The organism is Pararhodospirillum oryzae, assembly GCF_007992075.1.
Classification (GTDB): domain Bacteria; phylum Pseudomonadota; class Alphaproteobacteria; order Rhodospirillales; family Rhodospirillaceae; genus Pararhodospirillum; species Pararhodospirillum oryzae.
The window spans coordinates 16,566-38,063 of sequence record NZ_BJZO01000040.1; the positions used below are offsets into that span (position 1 = coordinate 16,566).

General features: G+C 66.1%; 18 protein-coding genes and 1 pseudogene. 12 read left to right on the forward strand and 7 right to left on the reverse strand.

The features are described from left to right. Positions 1–244: 244 nt before the first annotated feature. The 5 genes from ROR02_RS08465 to rfaE1 are packed head-to-tail and all read right to left on the reverse strand — an operon-like array spanning position 245 to position 4,582. Positions 245–1,315: a type IV pilus twitching motility protein PilT gene (locus ROR02_RS08465; protein WP_170245032.1), complete on the reverse strand. Its 1,071-nt coding sequence runs from the start codon at positions 1,313–1,315 to the stop codon at positions 245–247. Positions 1,316–1,346: 31 nt separating this feature from the next. After that, positions 1,347–2,093, reverse strand: coding sequence for a hypothetical protein (locus ROR02_RS16595; RefSeq protein WP_170245033.1), 747 nt, complete (start codon positions 2,091–2,093; stop codon positions 1,347–1,349). Then, positions 2,090–2,707, reverse strand: coding sequence for a methyltransferase family protein (locus tag ROR02_RS08470; protein ID WP_147163586.1), 618 nt, complete (start codon positions 2,705–2,707; stop codon positions 2,090–2,092). The genes ROR02_RS16595 and ROR02_RS08470 overlap by 4 nt, the downstream gene beginning before the upstream one ends. A 34-nt stretch (positions 2,708–2,741) precedes the next feature. Further along, positions 2,742–3,101 (reverse strand): I78 family peptidase inhibitor, encoded by a 360-nt coding sequence (locus ROR02_RS08475; RefSeq protein ID WP_147163587.1) that lies wholly within the window; start codon positions 3,099–3,101, stop codon positions 2,742–2,744. Continuing rightward, positions 3,098–4,582, reverse strand: coding sequence for a D-glycero-beta-D-manno-heptose-7-phosphate kinase (gene rfaE1, locus ROR02_RS08480; protein WP_147163588.1), 1,485 nt, complete (start codon positions 4,580–4,582; stop codon positions 3,098–3,100). The genes ROR02_RS08475 and rfaE1 overlap by 4 nt, the downstream gene beginning before the upstream one ends. Positions 4,583–4,905: 323 nt before the next feature. Between rfaE1 and ROR02_RS08485 the strand changes: the two genes are divergently transcribed. The 8 genes from ROR02_RS08485 (at position 4,906) to ROR02_RS08520 (ending at position 12,348) form a co-directional block, all read left to right on the forward strand. Beyond that, complete coding sequence (locus tag ROR02_RS08485) at positions 4,906–6,240, forward strand: EAL domain-containing protein (protein ID WP_147163589.1); 1,335 nt, start codon at positions 4,906–4,908, stop codon at positions 6,238–6,240. A 17-nt stretch (positions 6,241–6,257) separates the two neighbouring features. Further along, positions 6,258–7,556 carry an EAL domain-containing protein gene (locus ROR02_RS08490; RefSeq protein ID WP_147163590.1) on the forward strand — a complete coding sequence of 433 codons (1,299 nt, stop codon included), beginning with the start codon at positions 6,258–6,260 and terminating at the stop codon, positions 7,554–7,556. Positions 7,557–7,619: 63 nt separating this feature from the next. Further along, positions 7,620–8,462 (forward strand): ABC transporter ATP-binding protein, encoded by an 843-nt coding sequence (locus ROR02_RS08495; protein ID WP_246135467.1) that lies wholly within the window; start codon positions 7,620–7,622, stop codon positions 8,460–8,462. Next, positions 8,459–9,277 carry a proteasome-type protease gene (locus ROR02_RS08500; RefSeq protein ID WP_147163591.1) on the forward strand — a complete coding sequence of 273 codons (819 nt, stop codon included), beginning with the start codon at positions 8,459–8,461 and terminating at the stop codon, positions 9,275–9,277. Before ROR02_RS08495 ends, ROR02_RS08500 begins: the two co-directional genes overlap by 4 nt. Before the next feature lie 367 nt (positions 9,278–9,644). After that, positions 9,645–10,820 (forward strand): DUF262 domain-containing protein, encoded by a 1,176-nt coding sequence (locus ROR02_RS08505; protein WP_218032785.1) that lies wholly within the window; start codon positions 9,645–9,647, stop codon positions 10,818–10,820. Between the two features lie 11 nt (positions 10,821–10,831). Further along, complete coding sequence (locus ROR02_RS08510; RefSeq protein ID WP_147163592.1) at positions 10,832–11,368, forward strand: HEPN domain-containing protein; 537 nt, start codon at positions 10,832–10,834, stop codon at positions 11,366–11,368. 116 nt (positions 11,369–11,484) lie between these two features. Further along, complete coding sequence (gene parS / locus ROR02_RS08515; protein ID WP_147163593.1) at positions 11,485–11,916, forward strand: type II RES/Xre toxin-antitoxin system antitoxin; 432 nt, start codon at positions 11,485–11,487, stop codon at positions 11,914–11,916. Beyond that, positions 11,917–12,348: an RES family NAD+ phosphorylase gene (locus ROR02_RS08520; RefSeq protein ID WP_147163594.1), complete on the forward strand. Its 432-nt coding sequence runs from the start codon at positions 11,917–11,919 to the stop codon at positions 12,346–12,348. Positions 12,349–12,447: 99 nt separating this feature from the next. On the opposite strand, the gene ROR02_RS08525 is transcribed toward ROR02_RS08520, so the two are convergent. Both ROR02_RS08525 and ROR02_RS08530 read right to left on the reverse strand, forming a co-directional pair. Beyond that, the gene (locus ROR02_RS08525; RefSeq protein WP_147163595.1) at positions 12,448–13,788 is read right to left on the reverse strand and encodes an ABC1 kinase family protein; all 1,341 of its coding nucleotides are present in this window, start codon (positions 13,786–13,788) and stop codon (positions 12,448–12,450) included. 84 nt (positions 13,789–13,872) lie between these two features. Further along, positions 13,873–15,666: a M3 family oligoendopeptidase gene (locus ROR02_RS08530; RefSeq protein WP_147163596.1), complete on the reverse strand. Its 1,794-nt coding sequence runs from the start codon at positions 15,664–15,666 to the stop codon at positions 13,873–13,875. A 115-nt stretch (positions 15,667–15,781) separates the two neighbouring features. On the opposite strand from ROR02_RS08530, the gene ROR02_RS08535 reads away from it, so the two are divergent. From ROR02_RS08535 to ROR02_RS08550, 4 genes and pseudogenes are all read left to right on the forward strand, one after another. Continuing rightward, positions 15,782–17,608 (forward strand): AMP-dependent synthetase/ligase, encoded by a 1,827-nt coding sequence (locus tag ROR02_RS08535; protein ID WP_246135468.1) that lies wholly within the window; start codon positions 15,782–15,784, stop codon positions 17,606–17,608. Positions 17,609–17,812: 204 nt separating this feature from the next. Further along, entirely contained in the window at positions 17,813–18,898 is a 1,086-nt protein-coding gene (locus ROR02_RS08540; RefSeq protein WP_147163598.1) for a quinone-dependent dihydroorotate dehydrogenase, read from the forward strand. Next, complete coding sequence (locus ROR02_RS08545) at positions 18,895–19,791, forward strand: TIGR01459 family HAD-type hydrolase (RefSeq protein ID WP_147163599.1); 897 nt, start codon at positions 18,895–18,897, stop codon at positions 19,789–19,791. Before ROR02_RS08540 ends, ROR02_RS08545 begins: the two co-directional genes overlap by 4 nt. A 313-nt stretch (positions 19,792–20,104) precedes the next feature. Continuing rightward, positions 20,105–21,498, forward strand: a pseudogene (locus ROR02_RS08550) (methyl-accepting chemotaxis protein); the annotation flags it as partial.

Here is a 21,498-nt window from a genome sequence, read left to right on the forward strand (position 1 = left end):
GCGTGCGCGCAAAAAAAAACCCGGGAGCCCAAGGGGAGCGTCCCGGGAAAAGTGATCATTGTGCAGAAGTGATCTGGTCGGCCGTCGAAGCCGTCCGGGGGGGGATGGAGGCTTCGGGCTGTAAGAAGCATGCGGTATTTGTCCGAATTCGTGCATTGAGAATTCTCAATCGCCGCCGCCCGGTCCTTCAATTGCCAGGGAACGGGCGCGGTGTATTGGGCAAACAGGTGTCGTCGATTGAGTTTTACACACGACCCGTGCGCAGTCGCGCCGTGTTTCCCGTGGCTTCGTCTTCGCGGGTCTCGGGGGGCAGCAGCTCCGAGTCGCGCAGCCGGGCAAAATCATCGTCGGCCGGCAGCATGCCCTGGCCCCGCCCGATGTCCATCAAGGCGCCCAGCTGGCGTTCCTGGCCATCGCGGATGGCGGCGCGCACCGCCGTGGTGCCCAGCATCACCGAAAAGCACGCCACCCGCCCTTCGTTGCGGGCCGGCAGCAGGCGTTGATGCACGGCGGCCGCCAGGCATCCGGCCAGGGCTTCGCGGGCGCTTTCGCGGCGTTCCAGGGGGAACAGGGACAAGACCCGTTCCACGGCGCCCGGCGCGCTCGGGGCATGCAACGTGGCCAGGACCAGAAGACCGCTGCCGGCCGCCTGCAGCGCAAGCCCCAGGGTTTCGCCGTCGCGGACCTCGCCAACCACCAGCACGTCGGGGTCGGCGCGCAGGGCACTGCGCAGTCCCTGGGCCAGGCTTTCGGTATCGCGTCCCACCTGGCGCTGGGTGATCGGCCCGCCCAGGGGGACATGGCGGATTTCAACCGGGTCCTCGACACTCATCACATGACGCCCGCCCGCGCGGTTGATGGCATCGACCAGGGCGGCCTGGGTGGTGGTCTTGCCGGCCCCGGCGGTGCCGGTGAGCAGCACCAGCCCCTCGCGCAGGCCGGCCAGGCCCCGCACGGCGAAGGGCGCGTGCAGATCCTCCAGGGTTGGCACCAGGGGGGGCAGCAGGCGCACCACCAGCACCGGGCCGCTTTCGCTGCGTCCGGCCCACACCCGCACGCGGCCGCCGGGGGTGTCGGCGATGACCGCGTCCACTTCCCCGTCGTGCTCCAGGCGGGCGCGGGTTTGGTCATCGAGCAACCGCCCGAGAAAGCTTTCCAGGCTTTCGCTGGGGATCGGGCCCGATTCAAGGGGGATCAGCGTGCCGTTCCGGCGCAGGTGAGGCGGGGCCCCGGCACCCAGGTGCAGGTCACTGGCGCTTCGGGCGCGGGCCAGGGCCAGCAGGAGGGCCAGATCCTCGGGGAGGGCAACGGACAACGGACAACTCCTTGAAACGGCAACAAGGGGATCAGGGCTCCGCGCATTCCAAGGTGGCGTGCAGCAGGGCCAGGGGCAGGGGATGGAGCCGGTCGGCGAAGCGATCCGCTCCCCGTTCGTCGGGCGCGGGAGCCGCGTGCAGGGCCTCGCCCGCGTGGGCATCGCGGACGGTTGCCGGCGTGTCGGGGGGGCGGTTGGCGCGGGCCGAGGGCCCCAGGGTGTCGGTGCCGGGCAGGCGGTGCCCGTCGCGTCCCAGGCTGCCCGCCGCCGTGGGGCCGGTGCTGATCAGGACGAACACGGCCCCTTGCGCGGGCTCGCGGGTTTTGTCGGAGCCCAGGATCGGGATACCCCGCGCGGCGGACCCGCCGGCCTCGCTTCCCGTCCCGGCGGCGCAGCCCCAGGCCCCGGCCACGGCCGGGGCGGCCACCGCGTAGATCAGGCGGTGGCCCCAGCCGTCCTCGCCATCCCGGGGCATCAGGCCCAGCGGCTGCCAGGGAACGGCGCCCATGAAAAAGGTGTCGTCGGAAGAAACCAAGGGGCACGGGCCCGCCTGTCCGTCCCGGGCGCCGGCGGCGGGCGCGGGACAGGGCAGGGCATGCAGGCGCCTCATCGCGCCCACCAGCGCCGCCTCGACCCGGCCCACGCGGGTGTCGGTTTCGCGCTGGCGCCCGGCGTCGATCCACGCGGGAGCCAGGCGCAATCCGCCCGCCAGCACCAGCCCCAGAACGGCAACGGCCAGGGCCAGGTCCACAAGGACCGTTCCCCGCCGCGCGCTCACGACACGGGCGGCGTCCGGCGGGGCCAGGGGAAAAAGGCCGGAACCTCGGCTTGATGACGGGCGTAGGCCTCGCCATACAGGCGCGAGAGCTTGCGTTCCTCGAACCAGGTGCCGATCACCAGGTACGCCGAGCCCCACGCCGCGACCGACAGGCCAAACGGCGAGGTGGCCCCCCCCCACAGCAACAGGAAGGCCGCCAGGTACAGGGGATGACGCACCCAGCGGTGGGGCCCGTCCAGGCGCAGCGGCTCGTCCTCGGGCTCATCGGCCCGGCCCTGGCGGGCCGCCCACACCTGCCGGATTCCGCTCAGCCGGCCCATGTCGTAGTAAAGCGAGGCATACAGGCCAAACAGGGCGCCGGCCCAGGCCAGGGCCTGGATCGCCCCCAGGGCCAGGGGCGGCAGATCAAAGGGCCGGGTGTCCAGGGTCAGGAGGCCGACCACGCCCACCAGTCCAAGGTGAAGGACGGAAATCGCGTTGTAGGCCACCCGTCCCCAGGGGCCAAAGCGGCCAGCCAGCCAGCGGCGCCCCCGCTCCTGGGCCAGCCAGGAATGTCCCAGGCCAAACGACGCCCAGGCGGCGGCGTTCAGCCCGTGCCCCACGATCGCGTCCATCCCGGCTTCTCCCCTGATCGGTGCGCGAACCCTTTTACTCGCACGAAAGGGACTGAATGCGGCCGGCTTCGTCAAGGGTAATGCTGAGGCGGTCGGGACGCACGTCGGTGGTGGAGACCCCGCCCGGCATGAGGATGCGGTGCGGATGGGGGAGATCCGAAATCCGCAGATAGGCCCCCGACGACGGCGGGGGATCGTTGCTGCCGATCAGGCGCCCGCCGATGCGGTCTTGGAAGCGCGACGCGGGGCAGGCGCCAGGGGTGGCGGCGTCGCCGGCTTCGGGGGTGTCGCTTCCACTCCACCACGACGAACAGCCGGCCCCGCCCAAGGCGAGAACCAGGCCCAGGCCGGCCCGCCCCAGGCGGGTGGCGCGGCGTGTCGCAAGAAAGGTCATGGGGTTTTGCCTCCGGTGGGGGATCCGTGGACCCGGGCCAGGGTGGCGGTGGTCGAATGGCCGTCTTCAAGCCGGGCCAGCACCACCCGGCCGCCGGCCGCCTTGACCACGGCCCCGCCGACCACCTGATCCTCGGTGTAGTCGGCGCCCTTGACCAGGATATCGGGCATCAGGCGCTCGATCAGCGCCAGCGGGGTATCCTCGGTGAAAATGACCACGAGATCCACGCCGGCCAGCGAGGCCAGCACGGTGGCGCGGGCCATTTCCGATTGCACCGGCCGCGTGGGTCCCTTGAGCCGGCGCACCGAGGCATCGCTGTTGAGGCCGACAATCAGGCGGTCGCAGGTGGCCCGGGCCTGGCGCAGCAAGGAAACATGGCCCGGGTGCAGCAAGTCGAAGCAGCCGTTGGTGAACCCGATGCGCAGGCCCTGGCGGCGCCAGCGGGCCACGCGCTCGGCCGCCTCGTCGGTTTCAACCACGCGGGCCTCGCTGGCGCTCAGGTCCTGGTGGTGGATGGCGGCCATCAGGTCGGCCCCGGGCACGGTGGCGGTGCCCACCCGGCCCACCACGATGCCGGCCGCCAGGTTGGCCAGCCGGCAGGCGTCTTCCAGGGGGGCGCCCACCGACAAGGCGCCAACCAGGGTGGCGATCACCGTGTCGCCGGCACCCGACACGTCGAACACCTCGCGGGCCTCGGCGGGCAGGTGAACCACGCCGCCGCCGGCGGTGACCAGGGTCATGCCGTCCTGGCTGCGGGTGGCCAGCACCGCGTCCACGCCGCACACGCCGATCACGGCGTTGCAGGCCGCGGCCACCTCGGTGTCGGTGTCGGTGGGCAGGCCGGTGGCCTCGGCCAGTTCCTTGCGGTTGGGGGTGAGCACGGTGGCGCCCCGGTAGCGCGAAAAATCGCGCCCCTTGGGATCGACGATCACCGGGCATCCCTTCTCGCGGCCCAGGGCGATGAGCGCGCGGGTCACGTCCTCGCTCAGCACGCCCTTGCCGTAGTCGGACAGCACCAGCCCGGTCCCCGGTTCCAGGTGCTGGCGGGCCTTGTCGATCAGGCGCAGGGCGTCGGCGGCGTCGAGGGGAGCCACCGTTTCCTCGTCGGCGCGCAAAAGCTGCTGCCCGCCCGCCAGGTAGCGGGTCTTGACGCTGGTGCGGCGCGAGGCAAGCTGAACCAGGCCCGGGGTGACCCGGGGCTCCTCGGCCAGCAGGCGGGCGACCTCGGCCCCGGCGGGGTCGGAGCCGGTGACGCTCAGGAAGGTGCACGCCCCCCCCAGGGCCACGACGTTGCGCACGACGTTGCCGGCGCCGCCCAGCATCATGCGCGACTCGCGCACGCGCAGCACGGGAATGGGCGCCTCGGGGGAAATGCGCTCCACACTGCCGTGCACGAAGCGGTCCAGCATGACATCGCCCACGCACAAGACGCGCGCGGCGGCCAGGCGGGGAACAAGATCGGCCAACGAGGAAGAAATCATGAAGAAAACCGGTCCTTTAAGGCCAGGCCATCGGGAACGGGGCCTGTGCGCCCCAGGCCGCCGCGCCCACGCAGGGGCTGCCACGGCCTCCTGCCCGCGCGACGACGGCCCAAGGATTCCATCTGGTCCCGAAATCCGCAAGCGCCGTTGGGTTGCCTGAATATAACAGCGGAAATTTCGGTGAAAAGAACACCCCTTGCCTTGGCTCGAACGCCCGGGGGGGATATCTCATAAGGGGGGAACAATGCGGAGCGAAAGGCTCCACCCGACGCGATCTTGGATGAACCCGGGAACGACGGGCGGGGCCGGTCATGGAAAACGCGATGTCTCAGGCAACGGCGACATTCGGCGGCGGGCGTGCCCTGGCCCGGGCGGTGGGCGAGGCCCGCAAGGATCCCGCCGGGCGACAGGCCACCGTGCTGGCGTTGTCGCGCCTGCAACCCGAGTTCCGCCGCCGCCCCCTGGTTCACGGCGCGGCGGCCTTGTTCGCGCCCTTGCACCGCCCCGACGACGGCATTCAGGTTTATCTGGCCGAATGCCTGGATATCGTGGTCCTGGGCCGCGACCTGCCCCGCGATGCGCTGCGCGAAACGGCCGGGCGGGTGCGCCGCCTGTTTGGCGCCGATCCCCTGACCCGGGAAAGCGGCCCCGGCCGCGATCGCTTCGCGCGCTGGTTCGATCTGGGCAACGTCGATCATCTCAACGCCTTCCTGGGCGTGGCCGACGACATCGACCGGCGCGCCGGCGAGGCCTCGCAGGCCACGGGAGCCTGGAACATCAATGACCAGCCGCTCACCCCGCAGCGTCTGGCCTTGCTGGTGGCCGACATGGACCGCCTCGACATCGGGCCCTATCTCCAGCGCCAGCCGGTGATCACCATCACCGAAGCGCGCACCACCAAGGTTCTGTTCGAGGAAATCTACGTTTCCCTGGGTCCCTTGCGCGCCGCGATCGCCGAGGAAGTCAACCTGACCAGCGACCGCTGGCTGTTCCAGGACTTCACCCGCTCGCTGGATCACCACTTGCTGCGGGTGTTGAAATCAACCCTTGCCGGGCGGGTGTTTGGCTCGCTCAGCGTTAACCTCAACCTCGACAGCCTGCATGGCGCGGCGTTCGACAGCCTGGCCCGCGCCCTGGGGCCCGAGCGCCCCCTGGTGGTGGAAGCGCAAGGGGTGGATGCCTTCGCCGATCTGGGCGCCATGCTGCGCGCGCGCGACTGGCTGCACGCGCGCGGCCACAAGCTGGTGATCGACGGCCTCACGCCCCGGGTTCTGGAAACCGTGGACCTCGCGCCCCTGGGGGCGGATTACTACAAGCTGATCTGGAACCCGGGCCTGGTGCACTCGGTGGATGGCGACGAAGCCGCCGCCGCCCGCGCCCTGATCGGCGCCCTGGGCCCGGGGCGCGTGATCTTGTGCCGCACCGATTCGGAACGCGCCATGACCTGGGGCCTGCGGGCCGGGATCCGGCACTTCCAGGGCTTTCTGGTTGATACCATGGTCACCGCCGGCCTGCACGGCCACTGCCCGGAACGCGACACCTGCCCGTTGACCCGCTGCGTTGCCATCCGCCGCGCCGTGCAAGGCGGCCTGCTTGAAAACTGCCCGCAGGCCGCGTTGCTGGATTCCCTGGTCCTTGAGGCCGAGCCGGCCCCTTGAGCGACGGGACACACGCCATGGATTCCTTCACGCCCGCCGAAAGCCTGGATCCCGCCCTCGGGAGCGACGAAACCCCGCCGCCGGCCGAATCGCTGGCCGCCCTGATCGCGTGGATCCAAGATAACCTGGGCCGGCTGCTGGGCTCGCGCGCGGCGCGGGTGCGGGTATCGGGCTTGCGCCGCCCCGCCGACGCCGAGGCCCTGGGGCTGGCGCTGCGCGACCTCGCCCGCGATCCCGACGTGCGGGTGTTCGCGCTGCCGGGCGGTGATCTTCTGGTTTTACTGCACCAAACCGACGCGCCCCGGCTGTGCGCCGTCCTCGCCGCGTTTTGCGCGGCCCATCCCAGGAACCCCCTGTGCCGGACGCTGCCGGGGCCGGGGCAGGATACCCCCTTGATCCGCTGGCATTCGCTCACCCGCGAGGGGGCGGCCCTGCTGGCCTGGGCCGAGCGCGTGCTGGTGGCCCACAAGGAAGCCGCCGGCGGCCCCCAGGCGCCGCCGGGCTCGCGCCAGCGGCTGGCCGCGCCCGGGGCGCCGGGGCCGATGCGCCCGCGCGGGCGTCCGCTCACGCCCGAGGTGCTGGATCGCCTGGAACGGGGCCTGGCCGATGCCGACCTGTCGTCGCAGGTCCGCCGTCAGCGCATGGTGGCGGTGGAGCCCGACGGCCAGCTGCGCCCCGTGGGCACCGAGTTGTTCATGAACATCGGCGAACTGCGCCAGACCATCGCGCCCGAGTTCGATCTGGCGTCGAACCCGTGGCTGTTTCGCCGCCTGACCGCGACCCTGGATCGCTGCATGGTGACCCATATCGGGGGCTACGTCGCCGCCGTGGACACGCCCCTGGTCAGCGTGAACCTGAACCTGGACACCATCCTGGGGCCCGGGTTCCAGGCCATCCAGGCGGCGGCGGCCCTGATCCCGCACGGTACCATCGTGCTGGAACTGCGCCTTGACGACATCATGGCCGACCTGCCCGCCTATCTGTACGCGCGCGAGTACGTGCACCAGCATGGATTCAAGGTGCTGATCGATGGCCTGGGCGCGCAGGCATTGCTGTGGATTGACCGCACCCGGCTGGGGGCCGATTATCTCAAGGCCATGTGGTCGCCCGACATGAAGGCCCTGCTGGCCGCGCCCGAGGGCGCGGTGCTGAGCGCCCGCCTGCGGGCCTTCGATCCGCGCACCCTCATCCTGGGCCGCTGCGACGACGCGGCGGCGGTCGAGGCCGGGCGGTCGTTGGGGTGCACCGTGTTCCAGGGCTTTTATCTGGATGAACTGCTGCGCGACGGCCGCGCCCACGCCCCGCCATCCCCTTGAGCGCGCCCGTGCCGTGCCGGGGTGTTTTTTGTGTTTTTCGCTTCTGTTCGGGATGCTTCGCGCATGATGCCTGCCCTGCCCTCTTCCCTGGAGCCGGCCCTGGAGGCCCGGGATCTGTCCAAGGTGTTCCACGATGCCCGGCGCGGCCCGGTCCACGCGGTCGAGGCCCTGTCGTTCCAGGTCGGGCCCGGGCAGGTGGTCGGGCTGCTGGGTGGCAACGGCGCGGGCAAGACCACCACGCTGTCCATGCTGCTGGGCCTGCTGCTGCCCTCGGGCGGGGTGGCGCGGGTGCTGGGAATCGACATGGCCCGCGATCGCCACCGGGCGCTCGCGCGCATGAACTTTTCCAGCCCCTACGTGGACCTGCCCCATCGCCTCAGCGCGCGCGAGAACCTCAGCGTGTACGCCCGCCTTTACGACGTGCCCAAGCCCGGCCAGGTGATCGCCCGCCTGGCCGGCGACCTCGACCTGGAGGCCGTCTTGGACCGGCCCACCGGGCGGCTGTCGGCCGGGCAGAAAACCCGCGTGGCCCTGGCCCGCGCGCTGCTCAACGATCCCGCCGTGCTGCTTTTGGACGAACCCACCGCGTCGCTGGACCCCGACACCGGCGACTGGGTGCGCGGCTACCTGCAAGAGTGGCAACGGCGCACCGGTGCCGCCATCTTGCTTGCCAGCCACAACATGGGCGAAGTGGAACGCCTGTGCGACGACGTGGTGATCCTGAAAGGGGGCCGGCTGGCCGAACACGGCACCCCGGCCGAGCTGCGCGCGCGCTGGGGCCGCGAGCGGCTGGAGGATGTGTTTCTCGACGTGGCGCGCGGCCAGGGGCAATCCCGCCCGACGCGACCGGAAGGACCGGGGGAGCCGCACCCTCCGGCCGAGCCGCCCGAAGGAGAGGGGCTGTGACCTACTGCTTGGGAATACTCCTGGAAGACGGCCTGGTGATGATGGCCGACACCCGCACCAACGCGGGCGTGGACAACGTGGCGACGTTTCGCAAGCTCCGGGTGTGGGAACGCCCGGGCGAACGCGTGATCGTGCTGCTGTCGGCCGGCAACCTCGCCATCACCCAGTCGGTGGTGGCACTGCTCGAAGACTCGGTGCGCTGGGAAGAGCACGAGGAAATGGCGCCCGGCCCCCACGGCCGCCTGATGAGCGTTCCCGGCCTGACCGCCGCCGCGCGGGCGGTGGGCGAGGCGGTGCGCGCCGTCCACCGCCGCGACGCCGCCGCGCTGCGCGAACAGGGCAACGACTTCGTGTGCTCGTTCCTGCTGGGCGGACAGGTGGCGGGCGGACCCATGCGCCTTTTCATGATCTACGCCGCCGGCAACTTCATCGAGGCGGGCGAGGACACGCCCTTCTTGCAAATCGGCGAAACCAAGTACGGCAAGCCGATTCTCGACCGGGTGGTCAATCACGAAACCTCGCTGGCGCAGGCGGCCAAATGCGCGCTGGTGTCGTTTGATTCCACCATGCGCTCAAACCTGTCGGTGGGCCCGCCGATCGACCTGTTGATCTACCGCCGCGACACCCTGGGCGCACCCATCCGCCGCCGTTTCCAGGCCGACGACCCCTATTTGCTGGGCGTGCGCGACCTGTGGGGCGAAGGCGTGCGCCAACTCTTCCTCGACCTCCCCGACCTCCCCTTCGCCCCCGACGTCACCCCTCCCCTGCTCGGCGCACCCTCGCCGATGGACACGGACCCGCTCGACGAGGAGTAAGGAGGGCGGGGGCAGGTGGTGGACGAGGGGGCGAGGCTTGGTGCTCAGGGCTTCGCCCTTCGGGGGCTGCCGCCCCCAAACCCCCGCCAGGGAAGGCTCCGCCTCCCCTGACCCCTGATTTATTATTACTTTTTATTTTACATGACCGATAAACAATTTCTTCATTTTGCAAATTGTATATCATTATTATTTTGTTTTAGAGATATTATGAAAATTCTGTGTGATTTTTTTTAAGGGTTGTCATTTGACTACGAAAAACCCTTTGGCGCAATAAACACACCACTTTGTAACCATAGTTTTGTTTTTTCTTGTCGGCAGCCAAGTTATTCGGTATAACCGGATCGGAATATTTTTGGTGGAGATGGTCATGGTCAAAGAAGAGGATTGGTGTGATGATTACAATGAAAGCTCTGGTGAAGCTGATGAGAATCAAATCGACGAATACGATATAACGTCTACGCCAAATGATTTTAATGTTTTGACTTTGAATAGTTTTGTGGAGGCTGGGGCAGTTAGGATTCCGGGATTTCAAAGAAATTTTGTTTGGGATCATCCACGTGCTTCGAAACTGATTGAATCCCTTATACTTGGCCTTCCTGTTCCGCAAATTTTTTTATATGAACAAGCTCGGAATAAATTTTTGGTGATTGATGGCCAACAAAGACTTATGACCATTTATTATTTCATGAAAATGCGTTTCCCGAGAAAAGATAAAAGGGTCGAAATTAGAGAGATTTTTGATAAAAATGGAAAAATTACAGATGAAATTCTTCATGACAGCAATTATTTTGACGAATTTAAGCTTAGGCTGCCCAGTAGTATCCCCGAAAATACAAATAAGTTTCACGGATTGAATTACGCAAGGCTTGGAGAGTATAAGACTCAATTTGAGTTGAGGCCGATTCGTAATATTGTTGTAAAGCAAAATGCTCCGTCTGACGATGATTCTTCAATGTATGAAATCTTTAACCGCTTGAATACAGGAGGTGTTAATCTTCGGGCGCAGGAAATACGTACGAGTATGTATCATTCAAGATTTTATGAAATGCTTTATCGAGTAAATAGAAATTCGGAGTGGAGGTCTATAATTACATTCAGTGATCCAGATATACATATGAAAGATATTGAAATTATTCTGCGAGGATATGCTCTACTTATTGATGGGCATAACTATGCTCCGTCCATGCTTCGTTTTCTCAATAAATTTTCTCGACAATGCAGAGGGCATACAGAACAATATAATGAATACCTTGAAAATTTGTTCAAATCTTTTTTGACTTCATGTCAGGAGTTTCCTGAGGGTGCGTTTTTAAACAATAAAAATAAGCGCTTTAATATAGCTTTATATGAAGCTGTTTTTACCGCTGCATGTCGTGACGCTTTAAAGGAGAACCGTATATTAAATTCATTAATTGATTACAAATCAGTTGATGCTCTTAAGAATGACCAAGCATTTAATAATGCCGCCCAAGAAGGAACGACAGGGACATCGAACGTAAAAACTCGCCTATCACGCGCTGCTGATATTATTAAGTTTATATAGAACATATCGCCATGCACTCAGCTGTTGAAAAAATGCACGGAGAGTTTAGCGAATTAATTCGCTTTCTGGATGATAATATGGAGATATCTCTTCGTGTATTTGTAGATGATACATTTCGCAAATCGCTCCTCCTTTGTGTCGCTAGTTTTTTTGAAAAAAACCTTTCAAATATCGTAGAGAATTATGTAAAAAAGACATCTGAGAACAATTTGGCAGTAGTTTGTTTGGTAAAAAATAAAGCAATTAACAGGCAGTATCACACTTGGTTTAACTGGAATGAAAACAATGCGAACTCTTTTTTTGGATTGTTTGGCGACGATTTCAAAAATTTTATGAAAGAAAAAACAAAAAATGACGAACAACTGCGTCATTCAATTAAATCATTCATGGAAATCGGCAGTGAACGAAATAGGCTTGTTCACGAAAATTATGGAGCGTATACGCTTGAAAAAACCTCAGAAGAAATATTTTTATTATATAAATCATCTATATTTTTTTTAGAATCCATAGAGTGTTGCCTTGATGAATTCGGGAGAAATACAATTTAAGCAAGTAAATAACTGCTTTAAAGAGCGAAGCGCCTTACGCCCCGCGATGAAGGTACCCTCCTTGCCCGGCTTGGCCAGTTGCCCATATTCTGGGGGCGGTTGGCGTGGAGGGTGCCATGAACACGGCTGTGCAGGCCTATGAGGTCGTCGGGGGGCGCGAGGTTCTTGGGATCGAGGTTGCCCATGGCCTGGATCTGGCGCGGGCGGTGCGTCGGGGGTTTCCTTCCCAGGCAGTCCAGCATCTTCTCGATAACGGTTGGCTGACCCTGGCCGAGCTTGATCATGTGGTGATGCCGCGCAAAACATGGTCGAACCGCAAGCGCGCGGGCACGTTGACGGCGGAACAATCCGACCGCCTGATCCGGGTCGCCCGGGTTCTGGCGTTGGCCGAGGAAACCTTCGCCGATCGCTCCAAGGGGCACGACTGGCTGCGCCGGGCGACAACGGCCCTGGGGGGGGAGCGGCCCCTTGATCTCCTTGATACCGAGGAAGGCGCTCGCGAGGTTGAAACCGTTTTGGGGCGGATCGCCCATGGCCTTGCGGTTTGAATGGCTTGGCGGATCTGCAAGCGCTGTCATGCCGATCTTGGCGGCACGGGGGCCCGGCTCTTTGGCGGACGCTGGAACAGCCCGGGGCGGGCGTTGGTATACACGGCGGCAACGGCCGAACTGGCGGTTCTTGAGGTCCGCGTTCACCTTGATTTGCCACCGGATTTGATTCCAAGCGACTTCGTTTTGATGGAGATCGATTTAACGGCTCTTGCCGCTGAAGAGGTGGTCTCTCTTCCGGCCGACCCCACGGCCTTCGGCGACCGGTGGCTGGTCGAGGCCCGCAGTCCGGTGTTGCGCGTTCCTTCGTTCATCGTTCCGGAAGCGAGCAATCTCCTGCTCAATCCAGCCCATCCCCAAGCCGGCGCGGCGCGGGTGGTGGGGATGCGCGATTTTACGTTCGACCGTCGCCTGTGGCGCCCCCTGTCGTGATCCGACTCGGCCCAATTCCCGGGGTCCGGGGCCTTGCGGCCCCGGCGGGGAGCGGGGCGGAGCCCCGCCCTTGTTCGTGCAAATCCCCTCCCCTTCCCCTCAGGCGAGGCCGGCCAGGGACAGGGCTTCGGCCTGGCGGGTGGCGAGGCGGGTTTCGTCGAATTCCTCGATCACCTCGTGGAACATCTGGTACCAGTTGATTTGCGCGTCCAGGTGCCAGAACACGCTGCCCAGGCCAATGGCGGCGCGGTCCATCAGGACGAATTCGCGCGGCGGCTTGACGCCCCCGAACCCCTTGAGGTCGGCGTGGACCTTTTCCGCCACCTTGCGGCCGATCTGGCCGCCGGCGGGCATGTCCTCGCGGATCACGCGCATCCGGTCTTCCAGCAGCGGGCCGTAGATGAAGCGGGCCCACTGGTTCAAGATGTCGATCAGCTCCTTGCTGAGGTTGCCAAAGCCCCAGGTTTCATAGGCGTGGACGGCGCGTTCGGTGTCGTTGTCGCGCAGCGCGAAGTACAGGTCGATCACGCCCTTGACGAACGCGGGGCGGAAGACGCGAATGGCGCCGAAATCCAGCAGATTCAGCGAAAGATCCTCGCGCACCGTGTAGTTGCCCAGGTGCGGGTCGCCGTGGATGACGCCGAAGTTGTAGAAGGGCACGTACCAGGCCCGGAACATGTTATGGGCGATCTGGTTGCGCTCTTCCTGGCTGTGGTCGGCGAAGCTGAGCATGCGCGCGCCCTCCAGCCAGGTCATGGTCAGCAGGCGGTCGGTGGACAACTCGTCAATCGGCTGGGGCACGTGAACGGTGGGTTCATGGGCCAGCATGTGGGTGTACAGGCGCATGTTGCGCGCCTCGCGGCCGTAGTCCAGTTCCTCGCGCAGGCGGTCGGCCAGTTCGGCGTGCAGCTCGGTGGGATCGATGGCGCCGTCATAGCGGCGATACAGGCCGATGAAGACCTTGAGCTGGCGCAGGTCCGCTTCCACCACCGACGACATGTCGGGGTATTGCAGCTTGCAGGCCAACGGGCGGCCATCATGGTGAGTGGCGCGGTGCACCTGCCCCAGCGACGCGGCGGCGGCGGCTTCGCGGTCGAACGAGCCGAAGCGGCTTTCCCAATCGGGGCCCAGTTCGGCGCTCATGCGGCGCTTGACGAAGGGCCAGCCCATGCGCGGCGCGTCGGCCTGAAGCTGGGCGAGTTCGGCCACGTATTCCTTGGGCAGCGCGTCGGGGATGGTGGAAAGGATCTGGGCCACCTTCATCAGGGGGCCTTTCAAGGTGCCCAGCACCTGGCGGATCTCGGCGGCCAGCCGGGCGTCGTCGCCCTTGCGGCCCAGGTAGCGCTCGCCGGCGGCGCGCACGGCCAGGGTGCCCATCGAGGTCGAAACGCGGGCATAACGGCGCACGCGCCCGCCCAGGGTGTTGGCTTCGCTGGTCATGGTCTTGCTTCCTTGCCTTGATGAGCGCGCGGGCGCACTGCCGAACTCGGGGTGCGCGCCCGCGCGTGGCCTGGGGCCCCAGGCTCAGGTCATGGCTTCCAGTTCGTCGATGAAGCCGGTCAGCACGCCCAGGCCGCGACGCCAGAACTCGGGATCGGAGGCATCGAGGCCAAACGGCGCCAGCAGGGCCTTGTGGTGCTTGGTGCCGCCCGCCGACAGCAGATCCAGGTAGCGGCTGGGGAAGTCGGGGATGCCGCCTTGCTGATAGGTGCTGTAGAGCGAGTTCACCAAGCAATCGCCAAAGGCATAGGCGTACACATAGAAGGGCGAGTGGATGAAGTGCCCGATGTAGGTCCAGTAGGTGCGGTATTCGGGGTCGAAGTGGAAGGCGGGACCCAGGCTTTCGCTTTGCACCCCCATCCACAATTCGCACAGGCGATCGGGGGAAAGCTCGCCGTTCTGACGCTCGGCGTGCACGGCGGCTTCAAAGGTGTGGAACGCGATCTGGCGGACCACGGTGTTGATCATGTCCTCGACCTTGCTGGCCAGCATGATCCGCCGGCGCCGGGGGTCGGGGGTGGCGTCGAGGAGGGCGCGGAAGGTCAGCATCTCGCCGAACACCGAGGCGGTTTCGGCCAGGGTGAGCGGCGTATCGGCCATCAGCGCGCCTTGCGGGCCGGCCAGCACCTGGTGCACCCCGTGGCCCAGTTCGTGGGCCAGGGTCATGACATCGCGGGTGCGGCCCATGAAGTTGACCAGCAGGTAGGGGTGCGCCGAGGGCACGGTGGGGTGGGCGAAGGCGCCCGGGGCCTTGCCGGGGCGGGGCTGGGCGTCGATCCACGGCTGTTCGAAGAAGCGCTTCCCGACGGCGGCCAGATCGGGGGAAAAGGCGGCGTAGGCGTTCAGCACCGTGTCGCGCGCTTCCTCCCACGTAAAGCGGGTATCGTCGCTGTCGGGCAGGGGGGCGTTGCGGTCCCAGTGGTTCAGCTTGTCCACGCCAAACCAGCGCGCCTTGAGCGCGTAATAGCGATGCGACAGCTTGGGGTAGCTCTCGCGTACCGCCGACACCAGGGCATCCACAACCGAATCCTCGACCCGGTTGGACAGGTTGCGCGCGGCCATCGGATGAGGATAGCGTCGCCAGGTGTCATCAATGCGCTTGTCGAGGGCCAATGTATTGGTGATGCGCGAGAACAGGCGCAGATTGGCTTCCAGGGTCGTGCCCAGCGCCTTGGCGGCGGCGCGCCGGCGCTCGGGCGAGGGGTCGGACAGGCGGTCCAGCGCCTCGGTCGAGGTCAGGATTTCGCCCTCGACGTCGAAGGTCATGTGGGCAATGGTTTCATCGAAAAGACGCTGCCAGGCCCCGGCCCCGGCCATGTCTTTTTCATTCAGCACCCGTTCCATCTCATCGGAGAGTTGATGATCGCGGAAAAGGCGCACATCATGCACCCACGGGGCATAGCGACCGGCGGTCGGATCTTGCAGCCGTTCGGACAGGGTTGCGTCTTCTATCTGGTTCAGTTCCAGGGTAAAGAAGATCATCAGGCTGGAAATAGCCGTGCCGCGTTCGGTCATGGCTTGCAGGAATTGCCCGATGGTGACATCCGTCATGCAGCCGGCATGAAGAAGTTGGGCATAACTGAGAATGCGATAAAGTCGCTCGCTGATGGTTTCGTAGGTCGCGATGGCGGATCCCAGGGCTGGGCCGTCCAGCGAGGCCACCTGCCCCAGGTAGGTTTCGCGAAAGGCGCGCGCCTCGTTTTCGATGGCCGCAAGATCGGCGTGCAGGCGAGCAGAGTCGGGACCGTCGTACAGATCCGACAGGTCCCAGACGGGAAGGGGGGAGGTCGCGGGCGCCGGCAAGGTCCCGTGGGTCATGAACAGGCTCTCCTCGGACAACGAAAGGGTGCCCCGCAATATGGGGCGGCCTTTGGCAACGGCAAAGAGACGGTTTATCGTCTGCGATAAAGAAGTTGTAGAGGGGAAACAGACCGTGCCCGCACATCGCGCTCAGGTGGTCCGCCAGGAAACCCACACCAGCCTTATCGCCTTGTTCCTGTCCCAAGCCGCCCGGTTCAAGGAGAAGCCGTTTTTATGGTCGAAACGTGACGGCGTGTATCGTCCCTGGAGCTGGGCTTCGGTGCACGACCAGGCGGTGGCCCTGGCCAACGCGCTGATCGATCTGGGGTTGAAGCCGGGCGACCGGGTGGTGCTGGCCTCGGAAAACCGCCCCGACTGGACGGTGGCGGACCTCGCGATCCTGGCGGCGGGTGGCATCCCCACGCCGGCTTACGCGACCAACACGGAAGCCGATCACCTGCACGTGATCAACAATGTTGAAGCGGCGATGGCCATTGTCTCGACCCCGGCCCTGGCGCGGCGCTTCCTGCCGGCGGCGGCGCGGGCCCGGCAGCGTCCCGTGGTCATTGTCATGGACCCCCTGGAAGACGTGCCGGTGCCGGACGGCTTGCAGGTGTTGTCGTGGAATGCCTTGATGGCCCAGGGCGAGGGCCGCGACGTGCCGGCCCCCGCGCATCGGGCCAAGGCCGACGATCTGGCGGTGATCATTCACACCTCGGGCACCGGCGGCGCGCCCAAGGGGGTGATGCTGAGCCACCGCGCCATCTTGCACAACTGCATGGGGGCGCATGATCTCCTGGCCACCATCGGCTTGTCACATGAAATTTTCTTGTCGTTCCTGCCGCTGTCCCATTCGTATGAACACACGACCGGACTCTTCTTCCCCATCTGCCTGGGGGCCGAGGTGTATTTTGCCGAGGGCGTGGAAACCCTGAGCACCAATTTGCAGGAAGTCCGCCCCACGATCATGACGGCGGTGCCCCGCCTCTACGAGATGATGCGCGCGCGCTTGCTGCGCACCGTCGAAAAAGAAGATGGTCTCAAGGCCAAGCTGTTCAAACACGCCGTGGACCTTGGGACCCGGCGCCAGATGGATCCGGACAGCCTGTCGCTGGGCGATCGCCTGGCCGACCGTGCCTTGGATGTTCTGGTGCGGCGCAAGGTGGCGGAGCGTTTCGGCGGACGGCTCAAGGCCATGGTCTCGGGGGGCGGGCCGCTCAATCCCGAGGTCGGCTTGTTCTTCCGCGCGCTGCACGTCCCGGTGTTGCAGGGCTATGGCCTGACCGAGGCGGCGCCGGTGGTGTCGTGCAACCTGCCGCAGCGGGTGAAGATTCACACGGTGGGCCCGGCGCTCAAGGGCGTTGAGGTTCGCCTGGGCCTGGATGGTGAATTGCAGGTGCGCGGTCCCCTGGTCATGGATGGCTACTGGAACGATCCCGAGGCCACCGCCGCCGCCCTGGACGCCGAGGGCTGGTTGCACACCGGCGACGTGGGCGAGCTGGACGAGGACGGCTACATCCACATCACCGATCGCAAGAAGGACATCATCGTCAACTCGGGCGGCGACAACATCAGCCCGCAGCGGGTGGAAGGCATCCTGGCCCTGGAGCCCGAAATCGGCCAGGTGGTGGTGTTCGGCGATCGCATGCCGCATCTGGTGGCCCTGATCGTGCCTGACCGCGAGTTCCTGATGCGCTGGGCGCGCGAGCATGGGCGCTCCGAAGACCTGGCGGCGCTTGCCAACGATCCGGCCCTGCGCCACGCGGTTTCGCGGGCCATCGACCGCGCCAACCTGCGCTTGAGCCCGATCGAGCGGGTGCGGCGCTTTGCCCTGCTGGGCGAGCCTCCCAGCATCGACAACGCGCAGATGACCCCCACCATGAAGGCGCGCCGTCACATCATCCGCGATACCTATGGCGACCTGATCGACAGCCTGTACGGGGGCTCGGTCGCGGCCTGATCGCGGGCCTTGGGCCGATACGGGCCCGGGCCGGTTTTTCGATTGCGGGAGGGTGGGGGCGCCGAGGGGCCCCCGGCCCTTGGCGGGGCTTCTGGCCCACGGCGGGGCTTCCGGCCCTTGGCGGGGCCCCTGGCCCTGGTTTTGGTGTTTCGTTGCGCCCTGGCCCGGAGTCCGTGGCCGGGGTCTTTTCGTCGGAGAGTTCCCATGGTGTCTTGGTATCGTCTGGCATGGCCGCTGATCGCGCGCCTTGACCCGGAAACCGCGCACAAGGCCGCGCTGGCCGCGCTGGGGTCGGGGGTGCTGGGAGGCGGCACCCGCCTGGATGATCCGATCTTGCGCACCACCGTGTGGGGGCGCGCCTTCGCCAATCCCGTGGGTCTCGCGGCTGGTCTCGACAAGGATGCCAGGGTGCCGGGGCAGCTGCTGCGCCTGGGCTTCGGGTTTGTCGAGGTGGGCACGGTCACGCCGCGCCCGCAGCCCGGCAATCCGCCGCCGCGCTTGTTCCGCTTGCCCCACGACCGCGCCCTGGTCAACCGGATGGGCTTCAACAACGGGGGCATGGAGCGCATGGCGGCGCGCCTGACCCGGCCCCGGCCGCCCGGGGTGGTGGGGGTCAACCTGGGCAAGAACAAGGAAACCCAGGACGCGGCCGCCGACTACGAGCTGGGGCTGTCGCGCCTCGCGCCGCTGGCCGACTACGTGGTGATCAACGTTTCGTCGCCCAACACGCCGGGCCTGCGCACCTTGCAAGATCGGGGGCCCCTGGCGGCGCTGGTGGCGCGCGCGCGCCTGGCCCTGGACGCGGCCTGTCCCGATCCCGCCGCCCGGCCGCCCCTGCTTTTGAAGATCGCCCCCGATCTGGCCGACGACGATCTGGCCGACGTTGCCGCCGTGGCCCTGGGCCGGGAAAGCGCCCGGGGCCAGGCGCCCCTGGATGGCCTGATCTGCACCAACACCACCTTGGCCCGTCCCCCCACCCTGGGCGACGCGGCGCGCGAGGAGGCCGGCGGCCTGTCGGGCGCGCCGTTGCGCGGCCGGGCGCTGGAGGTCTTGCGCGCGATGTACCGCCTGACCGAAGGACAACTGCCCCTGATCGGGGTGGGCGGCATTGGCAGCGGCGCCGATGCCTATGCCCGCATCCGGGCCGGCGCCAGCCTGGTGCAGATCTACACCGCGTTGATTTACGAGGGGCCGGGCCTGGTGGAGCGGGTCAAGGCCGATCTGGCCCGGCGCCTGAAGGCCGATGGCTTCGCCTCGGTCGCCGACGCGGTGGGGGCCGATCACCGATGAGCAATCCCGTGGTGGCGTGCCTGCCCGGCCTCGCATCCCTGGCCGATCGCTATGACGGCTTCCTGCTGGATCTGTGGGGCGTGATTCACGATGGGGAACGCCCCTACCCCGGCGCCGTGGAGACCCTGGCCACGCTGAAGGCCCGGGGCCAGCCGTGCGTGCTGGTCAGCAACGCGCCGCGCCTGGGGCGGGCGGTGGGCCGGACCATGGCCGCCATGGGCATCGGGAGCGACCTGTACCGGGGCATCGTGACCTCGGGCGACGCGGTCAACGCCGACCTGCGCGAGGCGGGCGATCCGGCGATCCGGGCCCTGGGCGCGTGCGCCCTGTTCATCGGGCCCGAACGCGATTTCGACATCCTGGAAGGCACCAAGGTCGAGCGTACCGACGACCCGGCGCGGGCCTCCTTCGTGCTGAACACCGGCCCGGTGGACCTGGACGAAACCGAGGACGCCTACCGGGGGCTTCTGGAACGGTGCGCCGCCCGGGGGCTGCCGATGCTGTGCGCGAACCCCGACCGGGCGGTGATCCGGGGGGGGCGCGTGGTGATGTGCGCGGGCGCGCTCGCCGATGTCTACGCCGGCCTGGGCCAGTCGGTGATCTATCGGGGCAAGCCCGATCCCGCCTTGTTCGTGCGTGCCCGGGCGGCGCTGGGCCTGCCGGCCGGCGCGCGGGTGGCGGTGGTGGGCGATGGCCTGGCCACCGATCTGCCCGGCGCGGCCGCCGCCGGGTTGGATGCCCTGTTCGTGACCGGGGGCCTCAATGCCCGGGCGCTGGGGGTGCGTCACGGCGAGGCGGCCGACCCCGCCCGGGTGCGGGACCTCCTGGCGCGTCATGGCGTGGCGCCGGTCGCGGCGATTCCGGCCTTTGTCTGGGGGGAGGGCGGCGCCTGATCGTTTTCCTCGCGGATTGATCTTGCGTCCAAGTAAACTGAAAGTTTATAAGGCCAGCGAGAAAAATCCGCTAAAATGGGGAGATCCCCTTCCCCTTTTGGCGCAGGGAAGGGAAAAGACTGGCATGGCGTCCGTGGGCTTTTTTTCCTCGATCCGGGCACGATCCATTATCGCCTCGGTCGTGCCGCTCCTGGTGGGGGCCGCCTTGTTGTGCGGCCTTTTTTTCCATCAGGTCGTCGAGAACAACACAAAGGCGATCGACGCGCGCCTGGCCCGTACCACGGACCTTCTGACCCATCATATTGGTTCCCAGGCCACCTTGGTGGAAACCCTGGCCGCCGCGCTGGCGGCGCTGGAGCCGGTGGGGACCCTGACCACGGCCGGCGATCACCAGGGGCTGGTCGATCTTCTGGGCCCCGTGTTCGCCACGGTTTCCAAAACCTACGCCATCACCCAGATGCAGGTGCACGACCCGAAGGTGATCTCGCTTGCCCGGCTGCACCAGCCGGCCAAATGGGGCGACGATCTGTCGGGCATCCGGCCGATGCTGGTTGAGGTCAACCGCGACCGCGCCCCCCGGCGGGGCATTGAAACCGGCGTGTTCGGGCTTTCGATCCGGGGCGCGGTGCCGGTGTTCGATCAGGGCCGGCATGTGGGCTCCCTGGAAACGGGCAGCTTCCTGACCGATGCCTTCCTCGCGACGCTGGCCCGGGATGGATCGGACATCGCCCTTTATACCCTGGGCAAGGACGGACCGGTGCGCCAGGCCTCCACCTTGAACGGCCGGCCCGACGATCTGGACGGCGCGACCCTGACCCGGGCCCTGAGGGGCGAAGCGGTCAAGGCCACCCTTCACCGGGGCGGGCGCACCGTGGCGGTGGGAACGGTGGCGCTGAACGATGCCCTGGGCCAGCCGTTCGGGATCGCGGTGGTTTCGGTGGACGCGAGCGACCTGGCGGCCGAGTTCGACAAAACGGTGCTGATGAGCGGCGCCCTGGTGGCCGGAATCCTGCTGCTGGGGGGCGTCATGGCCGTGTGGTTCGCGGTCCATCTGACCGGCCCGGTGGTGGCGACCACCCGGGCGATGAGCGCGCTGGCCGAGGGCGGAAACGATATCGTCATCGTGGGCGAGGACCGGCGCGACGAACTGGGCCACATGGCCCGCGCGCTTCGCGTGTTTCGCGATGGGCTGGTGGAATGGCGCAAGCTGGAGGCTCAGAAGGTTTCGCGCGAGGAAATGGATTCCCAGAAGGTCACCGCGCTTCGCTCAATGGCCGACGTGGTGGAAAACAATGTGCAAGAGGCGATCGACTCGGTCACGGGGCGTTCGCGCGCCATGTGCGACCGGGCGGACGGGCTGAAAGCCTCGTCGGGACGGGTGCAAGATCACGCGGCTTCGGTGGCGGCGGCGGCCGAGCAGGCCCAGGCCAGTGCCCGCACGGTGGCGGCGGCGACCGAAACCCTGAGTGCCTCGATCGCCGACATCGGCGAACGCATGGACCGCTCCACGCGCATCGCCGGGGACGCGGTGGCGACGGCGACCCAGGCCCGCGCGGTGGTGGAAACCCTGGCCTCGGTGGGCCAGCGGATCGACGACGTGGTCAAGCTGATCGGCGACATCGCGGCGCAGACCAACCTGCTGGCCCTGAACGCGACCATCGAGGCGGCACGGGCCGGCGACGCGGGCAAGGGGTTCGCGGTGGTGGC